This window comes from Sporocytophaga myxococcoides (genome assembly GCF_000775915.1).
Lineage (GTDB): Bacteria > Bacteroidota > Bacteroidia > Cytophagales > Cytophagaceae > Sporocytophaga > Sporocytophaga myxococcoides_A.
Window position 1 is genome coordinate 264,333 of the sequence record NZ_BBLT01000001.1, and the last position, 26,291, is coordinate 290,623.

At 35.1% G+C, this 26,291-nt stretch carries 25 protein-coding genes; 15 read left to right on the plus strand and 10 right to left on the minus strand.

Annotation, left to right across the window (positions count from 1 at the left end):
• The first annotated feature begins 250 nt into the window (after positions 1–250).
• The 9 genes from MYP_RS01170 (at position 251) to MYP_RS01210 (ending at position 12,289) form a co-directional block, all read left to right on the plus strand.
• The gene (locus MYP_RS01170; protein WP_045457327.1) at positions 251–2,242 is read left to right on the plus strand and encodes an OmpA family protein; all 1,992 of its coding nucleotides are present in this window, start codon (positions 251–253) and stop codon (positions 2,240–2,242) included.
• 60 nt (positions 2,243–2,302) lie between these two features.
• Positions 2,303–4,288 (plus strand): OmpA family protein, encoded by a 1,986-nt coding sequence (locus MYP_RS01175; RefSeq protein ID WP_045457330.1) that lies wholly within the window; start codon positions 2,303–2,305, stop codon positions 4,286–4,288.
• A 29-nt stretch (positions 4,289–4,317) separates the two neighbouring features.
• The gene (locus tag MYP_RS01180; protein ID WP_052429866.1) at positions 4,318–6,585 is read left to right on the plus strand and encodes an OmpA family protein; all 2,268 of its coding nucleotides are present in this window, start codon (positions 4,318–4,320) and stop codon (positions 6,583–6,585) included.
• Positions 6,586–6,947: 362 nt separating this feature from the next.
• Positions 6,948–7,751: a hypothetical protein gene (locus MYP_RS26305; RefSeq protein ID WP_052429867.1), complete on the plus strand. Its 804-nt coding sequence runs from the start codon at positions 6,948–6,950 to the stop codon at positions 7,749–7,751.
• A gap of 51 nt (positions 7,752–7,802) precedes the next feature.
• Complete coding sequence (locus MYP_RS01190; RefSeq protein WP_197059981.1) at positions 7,803–8,708, plus strand: T9SS type A sorting domain-containing protein; 906 nt, start codon at positions 7,803–7,805, stop codon at positions 8,706–8,708.
• A gap of 155 nt (positions 8,709–8,863) precedes the next feature.
• Positions 8,864–9,706, plus strand: a complete 843-nt coding sequence (locus tag MYP_RS01195) for a T9SS type A sorting domain-containing protein (RefSeq protein WP_045457335.1) — start codon at positions 8,864–8,866, stop codon at positions 9,704–9,706.
• Positions 9,707–9,790: 84 nt separating this feature from the next.
• Positions 9,791–10,519: a bifunctional demethylmenaquinone methyltransferase/2-methoxy-6-polyprenyl-1,4-benzoquinol methylase UbiE gene (ubiE, locus tag MYP_RS01200; protein ID WP_045457338.1), complete on the plus strand. Its 729-nt coding sequence runs from the start codon at positions 9,791–9,793 to the stop codon at positions 10,517–10,519.
• On the plus strand, positions 10,465–11,187 hold the full coding sequence (gene porT / locus MYP_RS01205) for a type IX secretion/gliding motility protein PorT/SprT (protein ID WP_052429868.1): 723 nt from the start codon (positions 10,465–10,467) through the stop codon (positions 11,185–11,187). Before ubiE ends, porT begins: the two co-directional genes overlap by 55 nt.
• A gap of 220 nt (positions 11,188–11,407) precedes the next feature.
• Positions 11,408–12,289 carry a glycan-binding surface protein gene (locus MYP_RS01210; RefSeq protein WP_045457340.1) on the plus strand — a complete coding sequence of 294 codons (882 nt, stop codon included), beginning with the start codon at positions 11,408–11,410 and terminating at the stop codon, positions 12,287–12,289.
• Between the two features lie 89 nt (positions 12,290–12,378).
• Here MYP_RS01210 and MYP_RS01215 read toward each other — a convergent pair whose 3' ends face one another.
• Positions 12,379–13,023, minus strand: coding sequence for an alpha/beta hydrolase (locus MYP_RS01215; RefSeq protein ID WP_045457342.1), 645 nt, complete (start codon positions 13,021–13,023; stop codon positions 12,379–12,381).
• Positions 13,024–13,108: 85 nt separating this feature from the next.
• Here MYP_RS01215 and MYP_RS01220 point away from each other — a divergent pair, with 85 nt between their 5' ends.
• On the plus strand, positions 13,109–14,437 hold the full coding sequence (locus MYP_RS01220) for a saccharopine dehydrogenase family protein (protein ID WP_045458997.1): 1,329 nt from the start codon (positions 13,109–13,111) through the stop codon (positions 14,435–14,437).
• Between the two features lie 7 nt (positions 14,438–14,444).
• On the opposite strand, the gene MYP_RS01225 is transcribed toward MYP_RS01220, so the two are convergent.
• The 4 genes from MYP_RS01225 to aroQ all read right to left on the minus strand — a co-directional run bounded on the left by MYP_RS01225 (position 14,445) and on the right by aroQ (position 17,138).
• On the minus strand, positions 14,445–15,098 hold the full coding sequence (locus MYP_RS01225; protein ID WP_045459000.1) for a tRNA1(Val) (adenine(37)-N6)-methyltransferase: 654 nt from the start codon (positions 15,096–15,098) through the stop codon (positions 14,445–14,447).
• A 77-nt stretch (positions 15,099–15,175) separates the two neighbouring features.
• Positions 15,176–15,649, minus strand: a complete 474-nt coding sequence (rnhA, locus tag MYP_RS01230; protein WP_045457344.1) for a ribonuclease HI — start codon at positions 15,647–15,649, stop codon at positions 15,176–15,178.
• Positions 15,650–15,651: 2 nt separating this feature from the next.
• Complete coding sequence (locus MYP_RS01235) at positions 15,652–16,713, minus strand: aminotransferase class V-fold PLP-dependent enzyme (protein WP_045457347.1); 1,062 nt, start codon at positions 16,711–16,713, stop codon at positions 15,652–15,654.
• Positions 16,713–17,138 (minus strand): type II 3-dehydroquinate dehydratase, encoded by a 426-nt coding sequence (aroQ, locus tag MYP_RS01240; RefSeq protein WP_045457351.1) that lies wholly within the window; start codon positions 17,136–17,138, stop codon positions 16,713–16,715. Before aroQ ends, MYP_RS01235 begins: the two co-directional genes overlap by 1 nt.
• Before the next feature lie 29 nt (positions 17,139–17,167).
• Between aroQ and xerD the strand changes: the two genes are divergently transcribed.
• Complete coding sequence (gene xerD, locus MYP_RS01245; RefSeq protein ID WP_045457355.1) at positions 17,168–18,067, plus strand: site-specific tyrosine recombinase XerD; 900 nt, start codon at positions 17,168–17,170, stop codon at positions 18,065–18,067.
• Positions 18,068–18,110: 43 nt separating this feature from the next.
• Here the strand turns inward: xerD and MYP_RS01250 are convergent, their stop codons facing one another.
• The 5 genes from MYP_RS01250 to MYP_RS26885 form a co-directional block, all read right to left on the minus strand.
• Positions 18,111–18,485, minus strand: a complete 375-nt coding sequence (locus tag MYP_RS01250; protein ID WP_045457358.1) for a hypothetical protein — start codon at positions 18,483–18,485, stop codon at positions 18,111–18,113.
• Positions 18,486–18,557: 72 nt separating this feature from the next.
• On the minus strand, positions 18,558–18,992 hold the full coding sequence (locus MYP_RS24640; RefSeq protein WP_052429870.1) for a helix-turn-helix transcriptional regulator: 435 nt from the start codon (positions 18,990–18,992) through the stop codon (positions 18,558–18,560).
• 338 nt (positions 18,993–19,330) lie between these two features.
• Complete coding sequence (locus tag MYP_RS01260) at positions 19,331–20,215, minus strand: hypothetical protein (RefSeq protein ID WP_045457361.1); 885 nt, start codon at positions 20,213–20,215, stop codon at positions 19,331–19,333.
• A 74-nt stretch (positions 20,216–20,289) separates the two neighbouring features.
• Positions 20,290–20,658 (minus strand): DUF2071 domain-containing protein, encoded by a 369-nt coding sequence (locus MYP_RS26880; RefSeq protein WP_370568814.1) that lies wholly within the window; start codon positions 20,656–20,658, stop codon positions 20,290–20,292.
• Complete coding sequence (locus tag MYP_RS26885; protein ID WP_370568815.1) at positions 20,649–21,020, minus strand: DUF2071 domain-containing protein; 372 nt, start codon at positions 21,018–21,020, stop codon at positions 20,649–20,651. Before MYP_RS26885 ends, MYP_RS26880 begins: the two co-directional genes overlap by 10 nt.
• A gap of 145 nt (positions 21,021–21,165) precedes the next feature.
• Here MYP_RS26885 and MYP_RS01270 point away from each other — a divergent pair, with 145 nt between their 5' ends.
• From MYP_RS01270 to MYP_RS01285, 4 genes are all read left to right on the plus strand, one after another.
• Positions 21,166–22,203, plus strand: a complete 1,038-nt coding sequence (locus MYP_RS01270; RefSeq protein WP_045457365.1) for a quinone-dependent dihydroorotate dehydrogenase — start codon at positions 21,166–21,168, stop codon at positions 22,201–22,203.
• A gap of 85 nt (positions 22,204–22,288) precedes the next feature.
• Complete coding sequence (locus MYP_RS01275; protein ID WP_045457368.1) at positions 22,289–24,805, plus strand: FtsK/SpoIIIE family DNA translocase; 2,517 nt, start codon at positions 22,289–22,291, stop codon at positions 24,803–24,805.
• A gap of 20 nt (positions 24,806–24,825) precedes the next feature.
• Positions 24,826–25,470, plus strand: coding sequence for a LolA family protein (locus tag MYP_RS01280; protein WP_045457371.1), 645 nt, complete (start codon positions 24,826–24,828; stop codon positions 25,468–25,470).
• A gap of 17 nt (positions 25,471–25,487) precedes the next feature.
• Positions 25,488–26,132 carry a LolA family protein gene (locus MYP_RS01285; RefSeq protein WP_045457375.1) on the plus strand — a complete coding sequence of 215 codons (645 nt, stop codon included), beginning with the start codon at positions 25,488–25,490 and terminating at the stop codon, positions 26,130–26,132.
• Positions 26,133–26,291: the final 159 nt, after the last annotated feature.

Genomic DNA, 26,291 nt, shown 5'->3' on the forward strand with positions numbered 1-26,291 from the left:
GACTTAATATAACATAGCTATAATAGAATTACTCACTTAGGATACAATAAAACCTATTTCAATGTTATGTCGTATTGAAAAGTTTGGAATAATTACTCAAAATATTTCTTGATTGATAAAAAAAGTTATAAATTGAACTTAAGAAAGAAATAATATTCTCTAATTGAGAATTTACAGAGAAAAAACTCATTGATATTCTAAATAACTTTGTTCTATCCTGCCTCAGTTTAAGCTTAACAGTTTATCAAATATGCGAAAATCATATCTCCTGGTCCTGTTCCTAATTTGTTCCTTTGCTGGAATCGCTCAGCCCAACATCAAGAAATCTTTAAAAAAGGCAAACTATTATTTTGATGCGCGCAAATATAAGGAAGCAATTGCTGCTTATCTTGAAGTGCTTGATCTGGAAAAAAATAATGCAGAAGCAAATTTTAAACTTGGTGTTTCTTATTTAAATACAATTCACCATACGAAATCCCTGCCTTATCTTACAAAAGCTTACGAAGTAAATTCTAATATTGATCCTAAAATTCTTCAGCTTCTTGGTAAATCTTACCAATACAATCACAAATTTGAAGAAGCATTAAAATATTATCAGGAATACAAAGCAAAAATTGACAAGAAGGATTTAGAAGAGATCAAAAAAACAGATCGAAAAATTTATGAATGCGAAAACGGTATTATTTATGTAAAAAATCCAGTTAAAGCAAAAATTGAAAACATGGGGCCAGTAATCAATTCCAGATTTATAGATCATGGTCCGGTTATTTCTGCAGACGAATCCGTACTTGTATTTACAAGCAGAAGAGAAGGTGGAACTGGAGAGGCTCTTGATGAACAGGGACTGCTTTTTGAAGATATCTATATTTCCTATAATAAAAACGGCCAGTGGACCGCTCCTCAGAATATCGGTAAACCAATTAATACTGAAGCACATGATGCAAGTATAGCAATCTCTCCTGACGGAAGTCAGATTTTTATTTACAGAGATAGTGATGATAGCAAAGGTGATATATTCTTATCCACACTTCAGGATGGTAAATGGTCAAAACCTCAGGACCTTGGTAAAAACATTAATACTAAAGCGGATGAAAAATCCATTTCCATGACTGCAGATGGCAATACGATATATTTCACAAGTGATAGGGAAGGGGGCTTGGGCGGACTTGATATTTACATGAGTAAAAAGGATAAAAAGGGAAAATGGGGAGTAGCTGTCAATCTGGGAAAGATTATCAACACTGAATACGATGATGATGCTCCATTTATACATCCGGATGGAAAGACGCTCTACTTCAGCTCAAAAGGCCATGCAGGAATGGGCTGGTATGATATCTATAAATCCACTCTGACAACAGATGGAACCTGGTCTGCTCCTGAAAACCTGGGTTATCCTATCAATACCGCTGATGACGATATATACTTTGTACTTTCTGCTGATAATAAACATGGTTATTATGCAAGTGAAAGAGAGGGAGGCCAGGGTGAAACAGATGTGTATAGGATCAGTATGCCTAAGCCTGAAGAACTCGCAGAGGTTTCAGGGAAAAGTGTAACTGAAAGTAAAGAACCAGGAAAGAAGAAACTTGTATCAATAGCAAAAGTAGAAGCTTTTAATCCGATTACAATTTTAAAGGGTACAGTTACAGATGCTCTTACTAAAGCTCCACTTGAAAGTAAATTGCTGATTATTGATAATGAGAAAAACGAAGTTATACATGAAGTAACAACCAATAGCCTTACAGGCGGCTATCTTGTTATTCTTCCGTCTGGAAAAAATTATGGAATTGCAGTTGAAAAGAAAGACTATTTATTCCATTCTGAAAATTTTGATATACCAGCGAGTACAAACTATCAAGAAATAGTGAAGGACGTAGAACTTAAAAAGGTAGCTGTAGGTACTAAGATTGTTTTAAGAAACATATTTTTCGATTTTGATAAAGCAACTTTAAGACCAGCTTCAACTGCTGAGCTGGAAAGGCTGTATGAATTACTTGTTAAGGTCCCGACTTTAAAAATAGAAATCTCAGGTCATACTGATAATAAAGGATCTGCGGATTATAACAAAAATCTTTCACAGAAAAGAGCGCAGGCTGTGGTCGACTATCTTATTAAAAAGGGAATTGATTCTGCAAGATTGAAATATGCCGGATATGGATTTGACAGGCCAATGGAAACAAATGATACCGAGGAGGGCCGTCAACTCAACAGAAGAACGGAATTTGAAATCATCGGAAACTGATTAGGTTTTATTTACCTATCTTGCATTTACTATTTTTGCAGGATAAGTATATAAGGTGATATGAAAAAGCTTTGTTTTTTTATAATATGTCTTTCATACTCTTTGTTAGTAAGCATTTCAGTGCGTGCTCAGGGGGAAAAGAAAATTATTAAAGAAGCAGAAGCCGCATTGGCTCAAAAAGACAAGAAGAAGGCACTTGAGTTATACCTCAACGCATTGGAAATAAATCCCAATAAAGCCGATGTCAATTATAAAGTTGGAATTTTATATCTGGAAAGCGATTTTAAGTTTAAAGCATTATCGTATCTGGAAAAAGCCTCGGCATTGGGATTATCTTCTGATTACCCAATCACCAAATATCTTGGAATCGCCAATCAGTTCAATCATAATTTTGAAAAGGCGATAGAGAACTATCAGAATTACAGAGGAGCTATTACTGATAAGGAAGAAATCAAAAAAGTTGACAGACGAATTTATGAATGCAGGAATGGAATAGAGTTTATTGCGAATCCTGTTCCTGTAAAAATTGATAATTTAGGGCCAGCTATCAATACACTTTTTCCCGAATATGCTCCCGTTATTTCAGCTGATGATTCTATTCTTATATTTACTTCAAGACGTCCAGGTTCTACTGGTGGAATTACAGACCAGTCCGGAATGTATTTCGAGGATTTGTATGTAAGTAAAAAAACACATGAAGGTTGGGTTAAGCCTCAAAATTTAGGATTCCCTGTAAATACTACTTCACACGAGGCCTCTGTCGGAATCTCTCCAGACGGAAATCAATTATTTATTTATAAGGATAATGGAAACGGGGATATTTATGTGTGCAGCATATCTGAAGATAATAAATGGTCAAAGCCGGTTTCTGTAGGAAGTGAAGTTAATTCTGTAAAATATTTTGAGAACGGAGCTTGTCTTTCTTTTGATGGAAAGAAATTGTTCTTTGCAAGTAATCGCGAGGGAGGGGCAGGTGGAAATGATATTTGGGTGACACAGAAACAAGATAATGGAAGTTGGGGGAAACCCTCTAATCTGGGGCTTCCGATTAATACGGAAGCAGATGAGGAAAGTCCTTTTATGGACCTCGATGGAAAGACACTTTATTTTAGCTCGCGTTCCCACAAGGGAATGGGTGGGTTTGATATATTCAAATCAGTTTTCAATGAAGAATCACAAAAATGGTCAGTACCTGAAAATCTTGGGTATCCTATAAATTCTGCTGATAATGACCTTTACTTTATTTTGTCCGGAGATGGCAGACATGGATATTATGCCTCGGTAAAAGAAGGTGGCTATGGAGATAAAGACATTTACAGAATCTCAATGCCACCAAGGTCAGACTATCAGGACCTCCAGGCAAGATTACAAACGATCAGAGAAAAGAAATACTCATCCAATCCACCTTTTGATAAGGCAAATTCTTATATAATATCCGGAAAGGTATTGGATTCTTCTTCAACTAAATCTATATCCAATGCTTTGGTGCAAGTAAAAGATAATAAAGGGAATGTTATCAATGAAATATTCAGTAAACCAGATGGAGAGTATTATATCAAAATAAGTATTGATACACCAGGTGCTTATGTGCTTTCAGCTTACGCAAAAGGTTATGGCCCTTTTCTGAAAGATATTGAAATACATAAAGAAAAGAATACTACCCATATTCAGGTTGCTGATATAAAATTGAAAAAACTGGATTTAGGTGAGCGATTTGTCCTCAGAAATATTTATTTTGATTTTGATAAATCTGAATTAAAACCAGAATCAAAGTCAGACCTGGAAAATTTGATAATACTTTTGAATGACAATCCATCTATTAAAATAGAAATAGGAGGGTATACGGATAGTAAAGGTGAAAAGGAGTATAATCGGAATTTGTCTCAGAAAAGAGCAGAGGCTGTATTAAACTATCTCGTATCAAGAGGGATCTCTAAAAAGAGATTGATAGCAAAAGGATACGGTGAAAGTAGTTCTATCACTAAAGGGCAGGTAAATCAGGAAGAAATAAGTCGAAGAACAGAGTTTGTAATCATAGATAAGTAATTGTACCGAAATTAAGAGTAAATAATACTATGAAGTTGAATGTCAGATTTTTTTTAATTCTGGTGATGTCTTTAGGACTTATAGTTCGGGCAAAAAGTCAGGATATTTCAGGTGATTTAAGGGAAGGGCAGCGTCTGTTGAGACAGGAACATTATAGAAATGCTCTGCCTTTTTTTGAAAAGGTTTTAACTAAAGAACCTAAAAATACGAAAGCATTGTTTGGCGCAGCTGTTTGTTATCTTCACAGGTATTCCAAAGAAAAAGCACTGACATATATTGAAAAGGTTTATGCCCTGGATTCTACAGTAGATAAACATATTCATTTCTGGATGGGAAGAGTCTATCATCAAAATTATATGTTTGATAAGGCTCTTGAACAATATAGTATCTATCAATCCAATCTATCCAAAAAGGATTTACGTCAGAAAGACCTGGTAAAATATATCAACCAGGTACATACAGCAAAAGAATTTGTTAAGAATAATCAGAATTATCTGGTCTCTAATCTTGGGCCTGTCATCAATAGCTCTTATTCAGAGCACAGTCCTGTAACCTCTATGGATGACAAATTACTTTTATTTACTTCCAGAAGGTCAAATGAATCAAGTAAAGAAGATCTGGATGGTGAGCCTTTTGAAGATATCTTCCAGTCAATAAAACTGGACGAAGGTAAATGGTCTGAACCTCAGAAGATACAGCTGAACTCAGGTGGACACGATGCTTCCATTCAGCTGTTTGATAATGATACTAAGCTGCTTGTATATAAATTTACAAAAGGCGGAGATATTTATTATACTGAAAGAAATGGAGACAAATGGGGAGATCTAAAGCCTTTTGTCGGCATTAATTCCAGAGATTTTGAAGCAGATGCATTCATTTCTGCAGATGGTCAAACTGCATACTTTGCCACCAATCACTACAAAAGAAATGGAGATCTTGATATCTATTATGTAAAGAAGAAAGCTGACGGAACATGGGGAGAGGCTACAGAGCTTAAAGGCGGTATCAATAGTGATGAAGACGAAGATGCACCGTTTGTAACTCCGGATGGCAAGACTCTTTATTTTAGTTCAAGAGGGCATAAAAATATGGGAGGTTATGATGTCTTCAAATCTGTACTTGGTGATAGCGGCAAATGGTCAGAACCTGAAAATATGGGCTATCCCATCAATACACCGGATGATGATGTATACTTCTACCTTTCTTCAATATCCAAGAAATCATATATTTCTTCGTACCGGGAAGGCGGTTACGGAGAAAAAGACATCTATGAAATTTCACCTATTCCATCAGTAAAAATCAATGGGAATGTAACAGAAGATCGCACTGGTAAAAAAGTAAATAATCTTCAGATTTTATTTGTCTCCACAAGAAATACCACCAAGCCTGTAAATGAAATTGCAATTACACAGGATGGAAGATATTCGGCAACTCTTACAGCTTATAATTCTTACAGGATAAAACTTGTAGACGGGAAGGATACTTTGTTGACCCAGGAGCTGGACATTCCTTTTACTGCTGATGAAAGTATGGTATTAACAAGAGATTTCGTTATCCCATTTATTCAGAAAGATTCAGGTGTAGCAATCATATTGCCTGAAAAGTTTTACTCTGGAAAATTCCTGTTAAGAGATATTCATTATGAAAAAGGGAAATCAGCTTTAAGTACCTTAAATCAAAAAGAGCTCGACAAAGCGGCGGAGATTTTAAAGAAAAATCCGGAAGCAAAACTCAAGTTAAAAGGATCGGTAGAAAGCAATGAAAACCCTACGCTCGCACAGGAAAGAAGTAAAAGTGTTTCTGAATATTTAAAAGGAAAAGGGGTTTCAACTAAGCAGCTCGAGGTAGTTGATGGCTTTACAGATGGCAGTATTGTTGCTCTTGAAAGTAACTTTAAAGGCACACCTACAATGGAGTTTGATAAGAGCATTATCAATTCAGCAGCAGTGGGAGCGTCCTTTATTCTAAGGAATGTCCATTTCGAGACAGCTAAATGGGATTTAAATGAAGTGTCCAGAAATGAGCTCGATCTGTTGATCAGTATTTTAAAAGAGAATCCTACACTAAATATTGAAATAGGAGGTTATACGGACAATCTTGGAGAAGATGCTGCAAATCAGATTTTATCAGAGAAAAGAGCTAAGTCAGTTGAAGAATACCTTCTTAGTAATGGCATAAATAAAAGCCACTTATCTGTTGTTGGATATGGAGAGGCGAATCCTCTTGCACCAAATGATACAGAGCAGGGACGGGTATTGAACAGAAGGACAGAGATCAGGATTTTGGGTAAGTTATAAAGAATAGCATATGTAATTTTTGTGATGCTGCCGTCGTAAGATGGCAGCATTTTTTTTTGTCGATAATTCCAACGCAAATGAGTTGCGATATGGTCTTCTATGTTTGTGATATAACATAGAATTATCTATCAGTATTAACATTCAAGCATGAATTGAGAAAATTTTACTGTAACAACAAGGCTGAAATTAAATTATAGTTAATATTTTTAGTTTAATAGTTGCTATCTGTTTATTATCAGTTTTTTATATGTTCTTTAAGTGTTGTGTAAAATATTATATTAATTCTTGTGTGTTTAATTTGTTTGTTTGTCGATAATTTTTCTATGTTTGTATTATTGTTAAATTTTTAAACCCAAGCTTTTATGAAAAACATTAAAAAATTATTTAGCGTCCTAAGTTTAGCAACAATTTGTTTAGCTGATGCAAATGCTCAGCAATTTTCAGGTCCGAGTGATCTAACGTCTGATATTGAGAGAAGTGGATTGGTAAAAATTAATGGAGGATATGGAGATAAGCTGTTTGTAAGTGGAGGAGGTCCTGGTGGAGGAGGATACTTATATCTTTCAGAGTCTGGCTTGAGATTAAATTCATTTGGAAGTAGGTTGAGGTTAGGTTTTCATGATTCAGGAGTTTCAGGATTTTCGGGTTCTATGATAGTTTCTGAAGAAACTGCAGGAAATACAAGTTCAAGTTTAGCAAATAATCTTGGAATTTTTGCAGGTACTGGGAGAACTTTGGTTTTGGGGGCAAATAAAACTAAACAAATGGAGTTTAGTAGTGCTGGTGATATAACCATTGCATCAGGTACTTTAAGAATTGGTACTTTAAAAACTAATTCGGTTAACAACTTTCCAACTGGATACAGACTTTATGTAGAAGATGGTATTCTTACCGAAAAATTAAAGGTTGGCCTTAAGACTACTTCAGACTGGTCTGACTATGTATTTGCCAGTGATTACAAATTACTATCATTGTCAGAAGTCGAAAGATTTATCAAAGCTAATAAACATTTACCTGATGTTCCTTCTGCTGAAGAGGTTGTTAGAACAGGCATAGACGTGGCACAAATGGATGCTAAACTTCTTCAGAAAATAGAGGAACTAACACTATATGTAATCGAGCAACAAAAGCAAATTGAAGAGTTGAAAGCAATGATGAAGAAATAGTTCAGAGGTTTAATTTTTTATTAATAAAACAATTTTAAACCTATGAAACCTATGAATTTATATAAACTTTTAGCAATAGGTATGCTCCTGGTCCTTGGAGTAATATCAAATGCCAAAGCTCAGGGTATAACCTTAAGTATGACTCCCACTAGTGGCTGTGATAGTTATAGTTCGGGAGTTACTGTAACTGCAACTGCAACTTCGCTTTCTTCTGGTGTTACTGGAGTATATTGGTCAATTAATGATTGGGGAGTAACATTTTGTGCCGGATTTTCAGGTTGTCATCAGGATAGAAAGTCCTATACTTTTACATTTAAGCAGAGCGGCATTTATACATTCAAATGTATTTATGGAGGAAATGTTTACACTTCAGATCCTATAGACGTTTCTGTTTACTCGAATAACCTTGAAGTTTGTGATAATAATTTTCAACATTTTGTTTGGAATGAAGTATCATCTACCTGGTGGAGTGGGAACTACATAACAACCTGTAGTACTGGAGTACAAGTTCAAGGAGTAGAAACCGATCCCGATTTGCATACGCAACTTTATTTAAAAGCCAATAATTCAGTTACGCTTTCCCCCGGATTTGTTGCAGAAAGAGGAACAATTGTAGAAGCCAGAATAGCTTCCAATTGTTCAGCAAATACACCTTGGTCAACAACATACTCCAGTTTGAGAAATGGGATTGTAGATATAGAAAACACAGGGAGTACATCTATATACCCGAATCCAACATCTGGAAATTTTGCGTTGAATCTGAATTATTCAACACTAAAAAGCGTGGATGTGGTGGTATCTGATTTAACTGGTAATATTGTTTATAACAACAAAGTTGGTTATGTCGATTCTGCTAATCTAAATATAGACCTTTCTAACAAGGAGCCAGGTTTATATCTGGTAAAAATTATATCCGATTCTAAAACAGAAGTTAAAAAGGTAGTTGTCTCCAGATAATTTGATAATTGTTTAATCAGAATAATCTGTTGAAGTTTTAAAGGCTAAATCTTATGATTTAGCCTTTAATTTTAATTGGTTCCAGCCTTTATAAGGCTGGTTTTGATGCGAAATTTTTTAAATATTTTTAATTAATCCAACTACTATTTTAAGCTATGAAAATAATTAAGGTATTAATGATAATTATATTGCTTTGCCAATACGGCCAGGCAATTAAAGCTCAGGATATCATGGTTGTGATAAATCCTACAAGTGGATGTAAGGAAGGAGGATTTGTTAATGCAACTATAACTGCTAATTTCGTTCCTTCTGGACACTATTGTAGTTGGGCTATAAATTTAACTGGATTTTCATTGCCATTTCACGATAGAACATTCTCACATTCCTTAACTACAGGGGTTTATTTATTTAGATGTAAATATGGTAGCAATATTTATTCTTCATCTCTTATCAATGTTACAACTTATGGAACTATTGAGGAAATTTGTGGGGAATATAAGCAATGGCCTTATTGGGTTGCGGGAAATTATATTACAACTTGTGAAGATGGTGCAGTGATTATTGAAGACGATGAGCCTGGGGAACTATATCTGAAAGCCAGTAATGCAATAACTCTTCTCCCTGGATTTACTGCTAATACCGGGACAATCGTGGAGGCTAGAATAGCTCCGGTTTGTTCTCCAAATACTGAATCTAATGTTTTTTCTAATCTAAGAGAAAGTGTACTAAACTCTTACATAAATGAAACCTTCAATACTTCAATTTACCCCAATCCAAGTTCCGGCGATTTTATGTTAGACTTGAATTTTCCGGAATCAAGAAATGTAGATATTGAAGTTTCAGATGTGACAGGTAAAGAAGTTTATAAAAACAAACTTGGTTTTATCGACATGGCCAGTTTGAATATTGATCTTTCCAGAGAAAAGCCGGGTTTGTATCTTTTGAAAATAATCTCAGATTCAAATACTGAATTTCAAAAGATTGTTATTTCCAGATAAGAGGTAAATTTCCGACCTGAAAAGTTTATAAAGGCTAAACCATCCGGTTTAGTCTTTTTTTATTTAATTTGCGCAAAATTTTGACTGATGGTATTACCTTATAAGGATGACGTAAGCAAAGGCAAAAAGGAACAGGTTTCTCAGATGTTCGATAATATTGCGCCTAAATATGATCTGCTAAACAGGGTTTTAAGTGCAGGGATCGACATCAGATGGAGAAAAAAGGCGATCAGTAAATTAAAAGCCAACAATCCTCAATTGATCCTGGATATCGCGACTGGAACTGGTGACCTGGCTATTGAAGCTTTGAGTATCAATCCTGAAAGAATCATCGGTATAGATATTTCAGAAGGAATGCTTGCCATTGGCAGAGAAAAAATTTCAAAACTTGGTCTTGGCGGTAAAATAATTCTTCAACAAGGCGATTCTGAAAATATTATATTTCCGGACAATTATTTTGATGCTGTTACCGTTGCCTTTGGAGTAAGGAACTTCGAACATCTGGAAAAAGGACTTAGTGAGATTTTCAGAGTGCTGAAACCAGGTGGTGAAGTAATGATACTTGAATTTTCTCAGCCGGAGAAATTTCCGTTTAAACAATTGTATTCTTTTTATAGTAAACAAATTCTTCCTCTCATCGGAAGACTGGTATCAAGAGACAAAGCTGCGTATACATATCTTCCTGAATCAGTTAAAAAGTTTCCTTACGGAAAAGAGTTTGTCAGTATTTTAAACAGAATTGGATTTAAATCAGCAACATGTCAATCTTTAAGTTTAGGAATAGCCTCCATTTACGTGGCAAAAAAACAATAGCTCTATTTTTTTGTTTATTCACCCTGAGCAAGTCATTCGGTCAATATACGGCAAATACAAACCTGCCATTTTATGACGATAAGCTTTTGCACTACGGATTTTTCCTTGCTGCAGGAATGACAAAGTTTAATGTGGTACATTCCGACTATTATTTTCAGCTGGATTCCATCAGACAAGCTGCTCCGGGAAATAACGGAGCCTTGACAATCGGATTTATTGTAAATTTAAAGTTGCATGACCACTGGGATTTAAGGCTTTTGCCAAACTTTTCTTTGTATACAAGAAACGTCGTATATCAATTCCAGAACAAGTATAAGTCAGATCAGATTACTGAATCGTCTTATATTAACTTACCACTTCTTGTGAAATTTAAGTCACAAAGAAGAAAAAATGCCAGAATGTACATACTTGGAGGAATAAATCCAGGTATAGAGGCAGGGGCAAAGAAAAAAGAAAAAAAAGAAACAGATCTTAGGGTTCAAAATACGGATTTGAGAATAGACTATGGATTTGGTTTTGATATTTATTATCCACTGTTTAAATTTTCACCAGAACTTAGGTTTTCACACGGTGTTAAAAACATGCTGATCAATGACGATAACATTTACAGTAAAAGTTTAAAAAAAGTATTTACTCATACGGTTACTTTATATCTGAATTTTGAATAAAAGGCGATAAATATTTCTTGAAATTATTCTATTTTTGAGGTTATAGCCTTGAAAATTAGATACTTTATTAAATCTGTAATTATTTTTATTTTTATTTAAAATATTGGCGAAAATATTATTATAAACTATTGTTATTGTCAGGCATTTATTATTACATTTGCATAGTTTGATAATAAAAAATTAAACTTAATCTAAAAAAAATTCAATAAAACTTAATTCTATGAAAAAACAATTACTTTCTGGTTTAATGGTTTTAGCAACAACTTTTAGCTTTGCTCAAACTATAGTTTATTATGATGGAACTGATAATTTTTTGAACAGCCCGGTTACTGATGCAGGTAATGTTTTTGATAATCTAGTTGCTACAGAGCCTACAGACGGCCCGACTGGTGCTTATTTACACTTGGTTGGACCATCTACTGAGGGCGGTTATTATGTTGGAGGATTTGTAAATGCACATTATCTTGAAGATGGTTCTAAGGCTCAAATCCTACCATTAGAAGCTAATGCTGATCTAAGCAAAATTAACCTTTCTTTTGATGCATTTACGAATGGCACTACTACTAAAGTCAAATTTCAATTCCAAGGAACTCCTAATAACTTCGGATACGAGTGGGATTTAACTGCAGAAGGTGCTAAAGCTGGATGGAAAACAATTACATTGCCTTTATCTGAACTTCAACAAATTATTGGTAATGACCCTACAGGAGACGCTCCTACTGTTGAAGATGTAAATTCATTCAGTGAGTTCCAAATTATCGTTGTTTGTACTAACAATTCTGGAGTTTGCGATGCTGAAGCAAATATAGATAACATCAAAGTTTCAGGTCCTGGAGTTATCGCTTCAATCTTAAATAACGCTAGAGTTTCTACAATTTCTCTTGCTCCTAACCCTGCTTCTGACTTCACTACTTTGAATTACAATGCAACTGCAGAAACTGTAGTGAACGTTGCTGATCTTAAAGGAACAGTTGTTAAAACTGTAAAAGGTTCTACAACTTCTGCAACTATCAACACTTCTGATCTGACTTCAGGTCTTTATGTTGTAACTGTAAATGTTGATGGAGTTCCTTCAGCAGTTGAGAAACTTGTTGTTAAGTAATTAACTAAAGTCAATAATAAAAAAGGGTTGCTTTTAGCAACCCTTTTTTGTTTATATAATAACAAAGACAGGAAAGTTTGTAAAAAGCATTATTTTAGTTGATTCAGCACCTGCTCATTGATCTCATGTTTCCCATTAAAAATAATCACTTTTAAATTCCTAAACTTAGAGCCAAGCAATTCTATTTCTTCTAAATGCTCTTCTTTTAACAACGGATCTCTCTTCCCATAAACGATATATACTTCCTTTTCCTGAAAGGTTTCCATACTAAACTGAAAGTCTGTATTCAGATCAGGAGGGAAAATGCCGGCCCATAGTACAAGTTTATCAAAGTTCTTTTTTTTACTCACTGCCCATCGGCATACCGTTGCTACTCCTTGTGAAAAACCCAGTATGTTGAGTTTAAACTGTTCTTCAGGATAACCATGAGTTAATTCTTTATGAAGCTTTTCAAGATATTCCACATAATCTTCAATATCGCTTTCCCGTTCTTCTTTTGTCATCCAGGTTGCGCCCACTCTTCCGCTAAAACCTTCAAGATAAAATCTGGACAGGGCTTCCGGGGCTATTATGAAAGTACTGCCATCTTCTAATACTTTAAATTTATCAATAAAATAGGGAGCAAGCTGGCCATAGCCATGGCAAACTATCCAAATATTTCTGGTTTGCTGATTCATCTCTCCAAGCGTGCAATACCTTGCAGTTTTTTCAACTTTAAGAAAATGTGTTTTCATAGAATTGCTTAACTGTCCAAACATAAAAATTTATTTTCTATTTTTAGAGCATACTCGTATATCAGAAACAAAGGAAATCGGTCATATGAAAAAAATACTGGTGTTAGGAGCAGGAAGGTCGTCGGCAGCATTAATTGCTTATCTTTTAAAAGCTTGCGCAACAAATGGCTGGAAGCTTACAGTGGCAGATGCTGAAGAAAAACTGATCAATGGAAAATTAAAGAGTCATCCTTCTGGTATCCCTTTGATTTTTGATATCAATAACGATACTCAGAGAAAAAGAGAGATAGGAAATCATCATCTTGTTATATCTCTGCTTCCTCCGCATTTACATATTATTGCTGCCAAAGAATGTTTGGATTTGTCGGTCCCTTTTATGACTGCTTCTTATGTTTCACCGGAAATACAGGCACTTGATAAAGATGCAAAGGAAAAAGGTTTGTTAATACTGATGGAAAGTGGTCTTGATCCAGGCATTGATCATATGTCTGCAATGGAAGAGATCGATAAAATCAAAGCAGAAGGCGGATCGCTTACCAGTTTCAAGTCCTATACAGGCGGACTCGTTGCTCCTGAATCTGATACGAATCCGTGGCATTATAAAATAAGCTGGAACCCGCGCAATGTAGTGCTTGCTGGACAAGGCACTGTCAAATATCTGGAAAACGGAATTTATAAATATGTTCCTTACCACCGTCTTTTTTCAAGAATTGAAAATGTTGCTGTGGATGATGCAGGAAGATTTGAGGGGTATCTCAACAGAGATTCCTTAAAATACATTGATCTCTATGGATTGAACGGGATAGATACTTTTATCAGAGGCACACTCAGAGGGGAAGGATATTGTAAGGCGTGGGACTGCCTTGTTCAGCTTGGTCTTACAGATGATTCATATACAATAGATCTGCCGCTGGATGCTTCCTTTGTAAATCTTTTAGATGCCTATTTGCCGGCAGGAACAGGTAGTATATCAGAGAGAACATGTAAATATCTGGGAATATCTCCTCAAAGTAATGAGATCAAACTAATGCAATGGCTTGGTTTATTTGATTCAGCTAATAAAATTAAAAATTTAAATTCCACACCTGCTCAGCATTTGCAGAGCCTGCTTGAAGAAAAGTGGAAGTTGGAAGTAAATGATAAAGACAGAATCGTTATGATTCATAATTTTGAATATAATATAGGAAATAAATTATTCAGCAAAACATCCTCATTAGTTGTAAACGGAGACGACCAGATGAATACTGCTATGGCCAAAACGGTAGGTCTGCCTCTTGGGATTGCAGCTAAGCTTTTGCTGGAAGGGAAAATCAAACTTACTGGTGTTCACGTGCCAATCAGCAGGGAACTATATTATCCTATCCTTCGGGAATTAGAGCAGGAAGGAATTATCTTTAAGATGAAAAATCAATAAATTATTTTTAAAGGAAGAGATAATAGGGGCGGAGCAGCTCTGAAAATTCAGTTGTATACTGCCCTTCAGAATTTTTGATAATAAGAGATCTGTGAGATGAAGTTGCAGGGGTGTTATTATAACAATCAATTACTCTTATTATTTTTCCTTCACTTTTATCTTTGACCTCCAGTCTGTGCTGTAGGAAAAGTTTTAACTCCTTTAGGGATTCTTCAAAAACAGAAGCCTCATAAGGTGGTAGTAAAACATAAAATTTTCCTTCAGGTGACAAAAGACGGGAAACACATTCTGAAAGTTCTTTCAAGGAAAGGGTTGTGTTGTGTATAGCCTTGTTTAGTTTAGGATTTGGGGATAATAAATGATTGATAAAAAAAGGTGGATTTGAAATTATAAGATCATATTTTTTTGTTGCTTCAGTGCTGAAATTTTGAATAGATGAAGAAAATATATGAAGTCTGTTATTCCAGGGACTGTTTTTAAAATTTTCTTCGGATTGTAGTACTGCATCTGCATCAATTTCAACTGCGTCAATTTCTGCATTTGTTTTTTGCGCCAGCATCAATGAAAGAAGGCCAGTGCCACTGCCTATATCAAGTATAGTTTGTGCTCCTTCAGGATCAATATAGGCACCGAATATGCAGGAATCTGTACAGACTTTCATACCTGCTTTTTCCTGGTTGACTTGGAATTGCTTAAATCTGAAATAAGTATTACCCACTTTTAATCAAATAAAATTAATCAAAATAAGCTATCTCTGCTGTTGGCACTTCTTTCGTAGCCCTCGTCAATCAGCAGCTTCGGACCTTCGGCACTTTTTACAGCCAACCTGTCACAGATTTCATTTTCCACATTTCCTGCATGGCCTTTTACCCATTGAAATTTAACTTCATGTTTTTTATATACTTCAATAAATTTTCTCCACAGATCTTCATTTTTCTTATCCTTAAAGTTCTTTTTTACCCAGCCCCATATCCAGCCCTTTTCTACGGCATCAACAACATACTTGGAATCTGAGTAAATCATCACTTGTTGTCCTGGTTCTTTTAAAGCTTCAAGTCCTTTTATCACAGCAAGAAGCTCCATTCTATTATTAGTTGTAAGTCTGAACCCTTCAGAAAGCTCTTTTCTATGTTGCTTATATTTAAGCACCGTTCCATAGCCTCCTGGTCCTGGATTTCCTTTAGCAGCGCCGTCTGTATAAATGACAATCATGTTTAGTATAAGGTGTTTTTGAAGAAAGTTTTAAGTTGCACTATCTCTTGTTCATCAATTGCAGGAAAATTGGCAATCCTGAAAGTGTCGGATTTCCATGTTCCATAGCCATTGCCAAGAGTGATGCCAGCTTTTAATGATTGTTCTTTTAAATTTTTTATATGTGTAACATCTCCCTTTAAAGTTATAACTGTATCTGATCGCACTTGCTTTTCAGTTACCAATATTTGGACAGATTGAATGTTACTCAGAAAATCATACCAGTCATTTGCTTGTCTTTTTATTCTCAGGTCAACTTTGTCAATAGGGGGAACACTTTCCAATACTTTCTTTAATAAAACTATATCCAGAATGTTGGGCGTATGCGTAGTCTGATATTTCAGCATATTTTCATGAAGGTTCACAAAACTGTTATAGTATTTGTTGCTGCCGATTTCCAATCCTTTTTTAACAGCTTTTGGAGAGCATAACAACAGTGCGAGACCGGAAGGTAGACCAAAACACTTTTGTACAGAAGCATACCAGATATCAGCCTTTGAAAAATCAAGAAAGACACCAGCCATAGATGAAGTTGCATCCACAGCTATTAACTTTTCGGGAAAAGCTGTTCTGATTTCTGATACCTGTTCATTTTGAATCTGAGTTCCATTGGAAGTTTCATTTTGTGTTACAGCTATCAAGTCACATTCTGAGACACCTTTTAACATTTCAGAATGAACAACTTCATTTACATTATATCTATAGCCAATGGTTTTAAGGCCCAGCTTCCTGGTCGTATCCTGCCATTTTTCTCCGAATGCTCCATTATATAAATGAAAAGATTCTTCTTTAATGAAAGATTGAGCAATGATTTCCCAGCATTCAGTAGCGGAAGAAACAAAATAAACGGAGTACTCTTCGGGTAAATGAAGTTTGTTTTTGATGAGTTGAACACAATCCTTATAAAGTTCCATAAATCCGGAACTCCTGTGGTTCAAGCTCAGAATTCCCGAATCAAAAGCCTCATTCATGAAGCCTTTTACCTGTTTGTAAATTTTTGAAGGTCCGGGATAAAAGGTAATCATTATTTTAAGGTTGAAAGGAATTGATAAACAGCAAGACGGTAGCTATCCATTCCAAAACCAGAAATTACTCCTTTACAGTTCTTTGCCAGTATACTTTTATGTCTGTAATCTTCTCTGGAGTATACATTGGAGAGATGTACCTCATATACTGGTGTTTTAATACCAGCAATGGCATCAGAGATGGCAATAGAAGTATGTGTGTAAGCGCCGGCATTCAATACGATCCCGTCATAGGAAAATCCGGTTTCATGAAGTTTGTTAATGATTTCTCCTTCAATATTTGATTGATAATATTCCAATCCTGCCTGTGGGAATTCAGCGGTTAATTTTTTAAAATAATCGGTAAATGATTGGGAACCGTATATAGAAGTCTCGCGGATACCTAGCAAATTTAAATTTGGTCCGTTTATGATAATGATTTTCATGAATCCTTTATTGCTGTTAATTTTATATTATGAATTGGGAGCTCCTTCTAAAGCAATTTAAAAATTATCTTAAGTTAGAGAAGTCTTTATCGCTAAATTCTATAGATGCATATGTGCATGATGTTGTAAAACTAAGACAGTTTTTAGAAATCTCCAATAAAGAAAGTAGCCCGGCCAGACTTACTTACAATGATTTGACTGACTTTCTGGTATTTCTTTCTGAATTGGGTATGTCCCCTCATTCACAAGCGAGAATCATTTCTGGAATAAAAGGATTTTATAAGTTTTTGATGATAGAGGAGATTGTTACCAATGATCCATCAGCGCTTCTTGAAAGTCCAAAATTAGGAAGGAAACTTCCTGATACTTTAAGCTTCCCGGAAATAGAAAGTTTACTCAACTCTATTGATTTGTCAACTGCTGAAGGAACGAGAAATCGTGCCATGCTGGAAACTTTGTATAGTTCCGGCCTTAGGGTTTCTGAGCTTGTAGAACTCCGACTTAATAATGTTTTTGGAGATCAGGGATTTTTAAGAGTGTTAGGTAAAGGAAACAAGGAAAGGCTTGTGCCGATAGGCAGAGAGGCTCTTAAGTATATAAATATTTATGTAAAAGAGATACGCTGCCACCTGGTGGCTAAACCTGGATCTGAAAACCATGTATTTTTAAACCGGAGAGGAGCAAGCCTCACCAGAGTGATGGTATTTACAATTATCAAAAATCTGGCGAAAGATTTAGGAATGAAAAAAAGTATTAGTCCCCATACTTTCAGACATTCTTTCGCAACTCATTTAATAGAAGGTGGTGCGGATTTAAGAGCAGTCCAGGAAATGTTAGGTCATGAGTCTATCACAACTACTGAAATTTATACACATCTGGACAGAGATTATCTAAAGCAAATTATAAAAGATTTTCACCCTCGAAGTTAACCCACCCCCATAAAGACCCGTGCAAAATATTTGCAGGAATTGATTAATTAAGACATTGCATGCTTAGAACTATTTCCATCGGGACTATAGAGAAAGACATCTTTTCTTCAAGATGTAATTCATTATAATCAGATTTCAGCATGAACTGAACCTGGTGTGAATCCCTGTCGACAACTAAGAGGTATAGGAAATTAGCTTTCAATAAATTATGAAATGCCTGAAGAAAATTATCTGCGTGAGTCGGCATTTTTTCTCTTACCAGGTCATATAATGTGGTAAATTGAAATAATGGTTTTTGTGTCTTTATGGTAGAGCTCAAATGGGAAATCACCTTGGATTTTACCAGTATTGAAAACATATTTTCATGAATCTGATCCTGAATCGCTCTGAGGTTTTCAATATTCTCCTGTCTTCTCATATTAAAATAATAAAGAAGCGATTCACATTGTTTTCAAGAAATAGAATTCAATAAGAGGATTCCTGTAAGTGCCTATTTTCTAACCTTTTTGGCTGTTTTTTTTGCGGATACTTTTAAGGCAGGCTTAGCTGATTTTTTACCAATCTTACTCTCCAATAAGGTATTGATTTTCTCTAGATATAATATCTCTCTCTTAGCAATGTCCAGTTGCTTTTTGATATCTTCAGAGCTTCCATTTACCTTATCTCCCTTTTGCTTTTTCCTATACATAACTCCGTCTTCATGCACTTCTGCTTTAGCAAGCTCTTCATTTGCAGCAAGTAATGTAAAGAAGTTGAAGTTTAACACCTTTGAAATTTGCAGGAGAAGGTCTGTGTCTACACTTTCTCTCTTAAATATATCCTGCACATTCTGTCGTGATTTGTTTATTCGCCTTGCGAATTCACTCTTATTCATTCCAAGCTCAGCAAGTCTCGAAAGAATCAATTTTCCAATATGTTTTGCCATTTAGCAAATTTTATTAATTAAATAATTTCTTGTACAAATCCCTGTATCAAAAAATTTTAAGAATTTATTATTTTTTTGAATATAAAGTAAAAAAATAGGACATTAAATTTTTCTAACCTCAGGTTTTTTGAGGGTTTTTCCCTATTTTCTAATAAGTTACAGATTGGATTCCTATGCTTTTTACCTGATACACAAAGGAATTTAATAATTCTCTAGAAATGACAAATTGCAGTTTGTTAAAATAACTAACGTATGTAATACTTTAGTGTATTTTGTACAAAAATTAATAGTTTTTTGCTGCAATGTATAATATTAGTGTAAAAAAATATGAAATAAAATTAATCCAGGGTATAAAGCGGCATCATCCACCTTTTCTTTTTAAGCTTCCGCATTGCCTTTGGGAAAAAACTGAGATTTTCATATTGCATTTTGGGCTTTATAAGAACCTGAGGATTTATAATATCAATTTTCGTTAATATCAATTGATAAGGTTTGCCTGAATAATAAGTGAAAAAATTGTCAAGGACAGCTCTGTATTCTTTAAAATTCCAATAATGGAAAATATATGGTTCTGCCAGAACAATTTTTCCTAGAGAATGTTCATTTAGAATATAGGAAAATGACAATTGTTCCATACAATGAATCCCTGTATGATCATATAACAGGTCTGTTTTTTCCAAAACATCATCAAGAAGATTTTTATAAGAATAAGGTATACCTAAAACTCCTGCATTATACATATTTGTTTCTGTAGGAATTTTTATTTTGGTCTGAAGGTCTTTATCCTTAAGTATTTTTTTGAGTTTCTTAAAAGTAATATTTGAACCTGAGGCAATTAAACCCTCATTTTTGTGCATTATGAAATTCCCAGAATCTATTTTAGAAAATAATTCATCAGGTCTGGATAAAAAAGTTGTATCTGAATCAGCATAAAGAATCGAACATTCATAATTTTTGAATACATCTTTTATTATCTCGACTTTTACCCTGTGCAAGAATCTATTCGGTCCGCTCCACTTCAGTATTTGTGGTCTGTCAATTTCTTTGAACTCAATATACTCTGGTAAATATTTTTTCAGGTACTGTATTTGATCGGAATAGACAATAATTTTTTGGGGTGGTTGCTGATAATCGTATTGCTTTATTAAGGTATAAATCGAATAAATCAATTCATTGATGATATCGATCTGACCATAGCTTTGATACACTATACAGTGGTTCATAAAATATAACCTCTTAACTCTAAAATTAATCAGCAATATAGGATTATTTAATCAGAGAGTCCATCTATACGCCTTTATATTCGGGTCCCTTGAAGTACTTTTATTTCCGAACCTTCTGCAAGAAAGACGCTGTTAGGTATCTGGTTACTTAGACAAGCAAACTCATTGCCGTAAATGTCTTTGCAATTAACTTGAATGTCATGGGTTTCCACTGGATATACATTCCATTTGGGATGTTCCACACCATACTCAGCTGTTATATTTTCTTTGATTTTTGTATATCCCCAATAGTGTTCTGTTATAAATTCTTCTTCCGAACCTTCATCAAAACAGCACCTCTTGTTATTAGCACTCACCTTTAACCGATTCCAGCTATTTTGGAATTTCCATTCATATGAAACCTGAAGTTTGCTTCCGCTTTGCCACAAATGCCTCATTGGCATTGTTTCATAATTTTCATTGTAAAGTGTATTGGCAACAAAGGTAATTGCAGGCTTGGGGTAATTGCAGGCTTGGGGACGATTTCTTTAATGAATACAACACCTCTTCTCCATTGCCCATCCTCAGACTTATATTTTACATAGAATCTAAGATTGACTTCTTCAAAATCAGTGTGAAAAGGAATTTTAAGTCCTTTGACTTTTGTATTACAAAATTTAAAGCCGACCAGACTTACAAGACATTTATTATTGAAGAAATCCAGCTCAGTTTTATGAGGAAGATGTTTTTTTAAATCAGAGGGATCGAATTCGTAGTTGGCAAGAATTAGATTTCTCCATTGAGCTTGCAGAAATACATTTTTCATAAGTTAAAAATGAATTGAACTTAGAATAAATTAATGATAAAAAATTCATTTTCCAGCCTTTTCTAAAAAAGTTTTACCAACCTGTTAAACGTGCTTTTTTAATCCCTTTCTCTGTCCTAAATTTGATAGAAAAAGCAAAACAGTTTTGTATAAAAAAATTCTACTCCCGCTTCTTTTTCAAATTGATCCTGAAAAAGTACACCATCTTACATTCGATCTTGTTCGTTTTTTCTTTAAAATTCCTGGAATATCACTGGTTTTCAAGTTGCTTTATCGGGTAAAAGATAAAAGGCTTGAACGTAAGCTATTTGGAATTACATTTCCTAATCCCGTCGGTTTGGCTGCAGGCTTTGATAAGGATGCAAAGTTGTTTAATGAGTTGTCCTGCATGGGATTTGGGTTTGTCGAAATCGGAACGCTAACGCCTAAACCTCAACCGGGTAATGATAAACCACGCTTGTTCAGACTAAGAGAAGATGAAGCTATAATAAACAGAATGGGATTCAATAATGAAGGAGTAGAGGCGGCTGTTGAAAGGCTAAAAAATAGAAGAGAAAAAGTAATTATTGGCGGAAATATTGGTAAGAATAAAGCTACTGATAATGTGGATGCGGTAAAAGATTATAAGTATGGCTTCAATGTTCTGTTTGACTATGTAGATTATTTTGTGGTGAATGTGAGTTCTCCTAATACCCCGGATTTAAGAGCATTACAGGATAAGAAACCTCTGACCGAACTTTTGAGTAGTTTAAAAGATCTTAATCTTTCTAAACCTGCACCAAAGCCAATACTCCTTAAGATTGCGCCTGATCTTACCACTGGTGATCTTGATGATATTATATCCATTATTAAAGAGTTGAAAATTGATGGTGTAATAGCTACCAATACCACAGTTTCAAGGTCCGGTCTTAAAACTGATCAGGCAGTGTTAGATCAGATTGGCAAATTGGGGGGCTTAAGTGGAAAGCCATTGCATAAAAGATCTGTAGAAGTGGTTGAATATCTGGTGCAAAAATCCGGAAATGCCTTCCCTGTCATTGCGGTCGGAGGAATTCATTCTGCTGAAGATGCCATGGATATGTTCAGGGCAGGTGCCACTCTGGTGCAGATATATACTGGGTTTATCTATGAGGGCCCCGCTCTGGTTAGTGCAATCAATAAGAAATTACTCAAAGAAAAATAGGATTTTTAATAGTAAGACCTTCTCATATTTTAAACCTATTCTTTGGTAAAAATTCTTAATTTTGTAATCCATTATTCCAAATACCATGGCTGAAAATACCTATAAGAAACCTAATAAAAAGAAGGAAAAAGAAAGCTCTGGAAGCAGACTTCCCAACATTAATTTAGGTTTTCTGAAAGACAGGCGATTTTTGCTTGCTTCAGGATTCACTTTATTGGTATTTTCCCTTTGTCTGGTCATTGCCTTTATATCTTTTCTGTTTAATGGAACCGAAGATCAAAGTGTAGTAGAGGCATTACTTTCAACAAACGTTCAGGAGTCGGGACTGGAATCCAGAAACTGGCTGGGATTATTTGGATCTGTTTTATCATATTGGTTTATATTTAAGTGGTTTGGAATAGCGTCCTTTTTATTTATCCCACTGGTTTTCCTGATAGGTTTTAAACTGGTTTTTCAAAAGGATCTCTTCAATTTCAGAAGAGTATTTATATTCTGTGCATTTTTTATATTTTGGATTTCACTTACTTCCGGTTATTTTGTTTTTGCAATTGATAATCAGTCTGTCCTTGGTTTTCTGAGTGGAGGTATTGGCTTTGAACTTGCAAATATTACAAACGCAATGATTGGCTGGGGGACTCCGCTTGTAATGCTTCTGGCCCTGGTAATTTTCAGCATATTTTATTTTAACATTACCACAATCTGGGGAGCCAAAGAGGTACTGGCAGAAAATGTTGCAGAGGCCAAAAATCATTTAAAAGAAATTGCTTCTGATGATCAGGAAAAAGAAGAAGAGGAAGAGGAAATTTCAGATGAAGACTGGCTGGTCAAGGTTGTGGATGAACAAGAGGAGACTGCTGAAGAAGCTTTAGAAGAAGAGGAAGAAGTATCTGGGCAGGAATATGAGAATGAGGAATATGAGGAAGAAGTTGGCGAAGAAGATGGGGCAGAGGAAGAATATGAATATGAAGAAAATTCAGAAGAAGAGGAAGTTCATGAATACATTCCTTCCAATGAAGAAGGAGGTATAGGTCTGATGGTTGCAAAAGCACCTGAGGAAGAGATTGTTGAAGAAGGAATAGCTGAAAACTATGATCCGACCCTTGATCTATCTTCTTATAAATATCCAACCCTTGACTTACTTAATGAATATGAAGGAGTTAAATTTCAGGTAAGCAAAGAAGAGCTTGAGGCCAACAAAGATAAGATTGTAGAAACACTCTCTCATTATAATATTGGTATCAGCAATATCAAGGCAACCATTGGTCCAACTGTTACTTTGTATGAGATCGTACCGGATGCAGGTATCAGAATTTCAAAAATAAAAAATCTTGAAGATGATATTGCCTTAAGTCTTGCAGCACTTGGTATAAGAATTATAGCCCCTATTCCAGGCAAAGGTACAATAGGTATTGAAGTGCCAAACAGCAATAAAGAAACAGTATCTATCCGTTCAGTACTGTCCACCGAGAAGTTTTTGAAGAGCGACAAAGATCTTCCTGTTGTATTTGGGAAAACTATATCCAATGAAGTATTTGTCGGAGACCTTGCTAAAATGCCGCACTTGCTGATGGCAGGTGCTACAGGTCAGGGTAAATCTGTAGGTTTGAATGTGCTGTTGGCTTCACTTATTTATAAAAAACATCCATCCCAGTTAAAATTTGTACTGGTGGATCCTAAAAAAGTAGAGCTTTCCTTATTTAATAAAATAGAAAGACATTTTCTGGCAAAGCTTCCTGATACTCAGGATGCAATTATAACGGATACTAAAAAAGTAATTCATACGCTCAATTCCCTCTGTATGGAAATGGATATGCGTTACGATCTTCTCAAAGATGCTAATTGCAGAAATCTAAAAGAGTACAATAAAAAGTTTGTTGAACGGAAGCTTAATCCGACCAAAGGACATCGCTTTATGCCGTATATCGTACTTGTTATAGATGAGCTTGCTGACTTAATGATGACTGCGGGTAAAGAGGTTGAAACCCCGATTGCCCGTCTTGCTCAGCTGGCGCGTGCTATTGGTATTCACCTTGTGGTTGCTACACAAAGACCGTCTGTCAATGTAATTACGGGTATTATAAAAGCGAATTTCCCGGCGAGGTTGTCTTTTAAAGTAACCTCCAAAATAGATTCCAGAACTATTCTGGATGCTGGAGGAGCTGAGCAGTTAATCGGGCAAGGGGATATGTTATTTTCAATGGGGTCTGAACTAATTCGTGTACAATGTGCTTTTATAGATACTCCGGAGGTTGAAAAAGTCTGCGAATTTATTGGATCTCAGAGAGGTTATGATTCAGCGTATATGTTGCCTGAGTATGTTGATGAAGAAGGAGAAGGAGGGGATAAGGGAGAATTCAATTTTGCAGAAAGAGATAGTTTATTCGAGGAAGCCGCCCGGATTATTGTTACACATCAACAGGGAAGTACTTCATTATTACAAAGAAGATTAAAACTAGGCTACAACAGAGCAGGCCGTTTGATAGATCAGCTGGAGTCTGCAGGAGTTGTCGGTCCGTTTGAAGGAAGCAAAGCCAGAGAGGTGCTTGTGACCGACGAATATAGTTTGGAACAATTATTGAATGAATTGGATAAGAAAAAATAGGAATACGAAATTTTAGTTAAATGAGAAAAATTGCAAGCCTTTTAATAGTACTATTTGTTAGTCTTTCGAAAGTATCTTTCGCTCAATATGACCCAAAAGCAGCAGCGATTCTTGATGCAATGAGTTCAAAGTATAAAAGTATGCCTTCCTTTAAGGCAAAATTTGTCTATACACTTGAAGCTCCTAATAATGTTAAAGAAACTTCTGAAGGGGAAATTGTAGTAAAAGGTTCTAAATTTACATTAAAGATAGATGGTCAGGAGATTATTAATAACGGGTCTACTGTTTGGACTTACATTAAGGATGCGAATGAAGTGAATGTTTCGAACTATGAGCCAGATGAAAATGATTTGAATCCGACAAAGATTTATTCAATGTATAAAAAAGGTTATAAATATACCTTTCTGGAAGAAAAAAATGAGAATGGTAAGACTTATGAGGTTGTCGATCTGATTCCTGAAGACAGAAAGCCACAGATTTTTAAAGTTAGAATGGAAATAAATAAGAAGGATAAAACTCTGAAAAGCTGGAAAATATTTGAGAAAAACGGAAACAAGTATTATTATACCGTAAAAGAATTTATTCCTGATTTTAAAGTGGAAGACAACTATTTTAGTTTTGATGTTTCAAAACATAAAGGCGTTGAAGTGATTGAATTAAGATAGAAGTCAAAAAACAGACAATGAAAAAAATTTCCCTGGGGCTTTTAGCAATTTGTTTAAGTTTCCGAGCTTTGTATGCTCAACAGGATCCTAAAGCCGCCGCAACGCTTGACGCTGTAAGTAAAAAATACCAACAAATTAAATCCTTTAAGGCAAAGTTTACCTATTCATTGGAAAGTCCCACCGCTGGCATCAATGAAACCTCTGAAGGAGAAATTATTGTTCAGGGGCCCAAGTTTAACCTGAAACTAAGTGGTCAGGAAATTATTAATAATGGTACTACCGTTTGGACCTATCTTAAAGAATCAAACGAAGTGAATATTACTAATTATGAGCCCGGAGAGGAGGATGTTACTCCTTCAAGAATATACAGCATTTACAAGAAAGGCTACAAATATGCTTTTCTGGAAGAAAAACAGGAAGGCGGTAAAGTCTATGAAGTAATTGATCTCATCCCTGAAGATAAAAATAATCAGTTTTTTAAAGTCAGATTGGAAATTAACAAAAAAGATAAGACTATAAAAAGCTGGAAAATTTTTGAGAAAAACGGAAACAGATACCTTTACACTGTAAAAAGCTTCTTCCCGGATTTTAAAGTGGACGAGTCATTGTTTTCATTTGACAAATCAAAATATAAAAATGTAGAAGTTGTCGATCTCAGATAACTGATTCTGAAACATTAAAAAAAGCCTGAGGGGTAAATGAAAATTTAACTTCAGGCTTCTTTATTATATAAACCTGGTTTAAAATACCTCCCTTCCTGAACTTATTCCCGAAAAGTGACATAAGTAGTATCTCTGAAAGATTTTGTCAATTTTCAACTT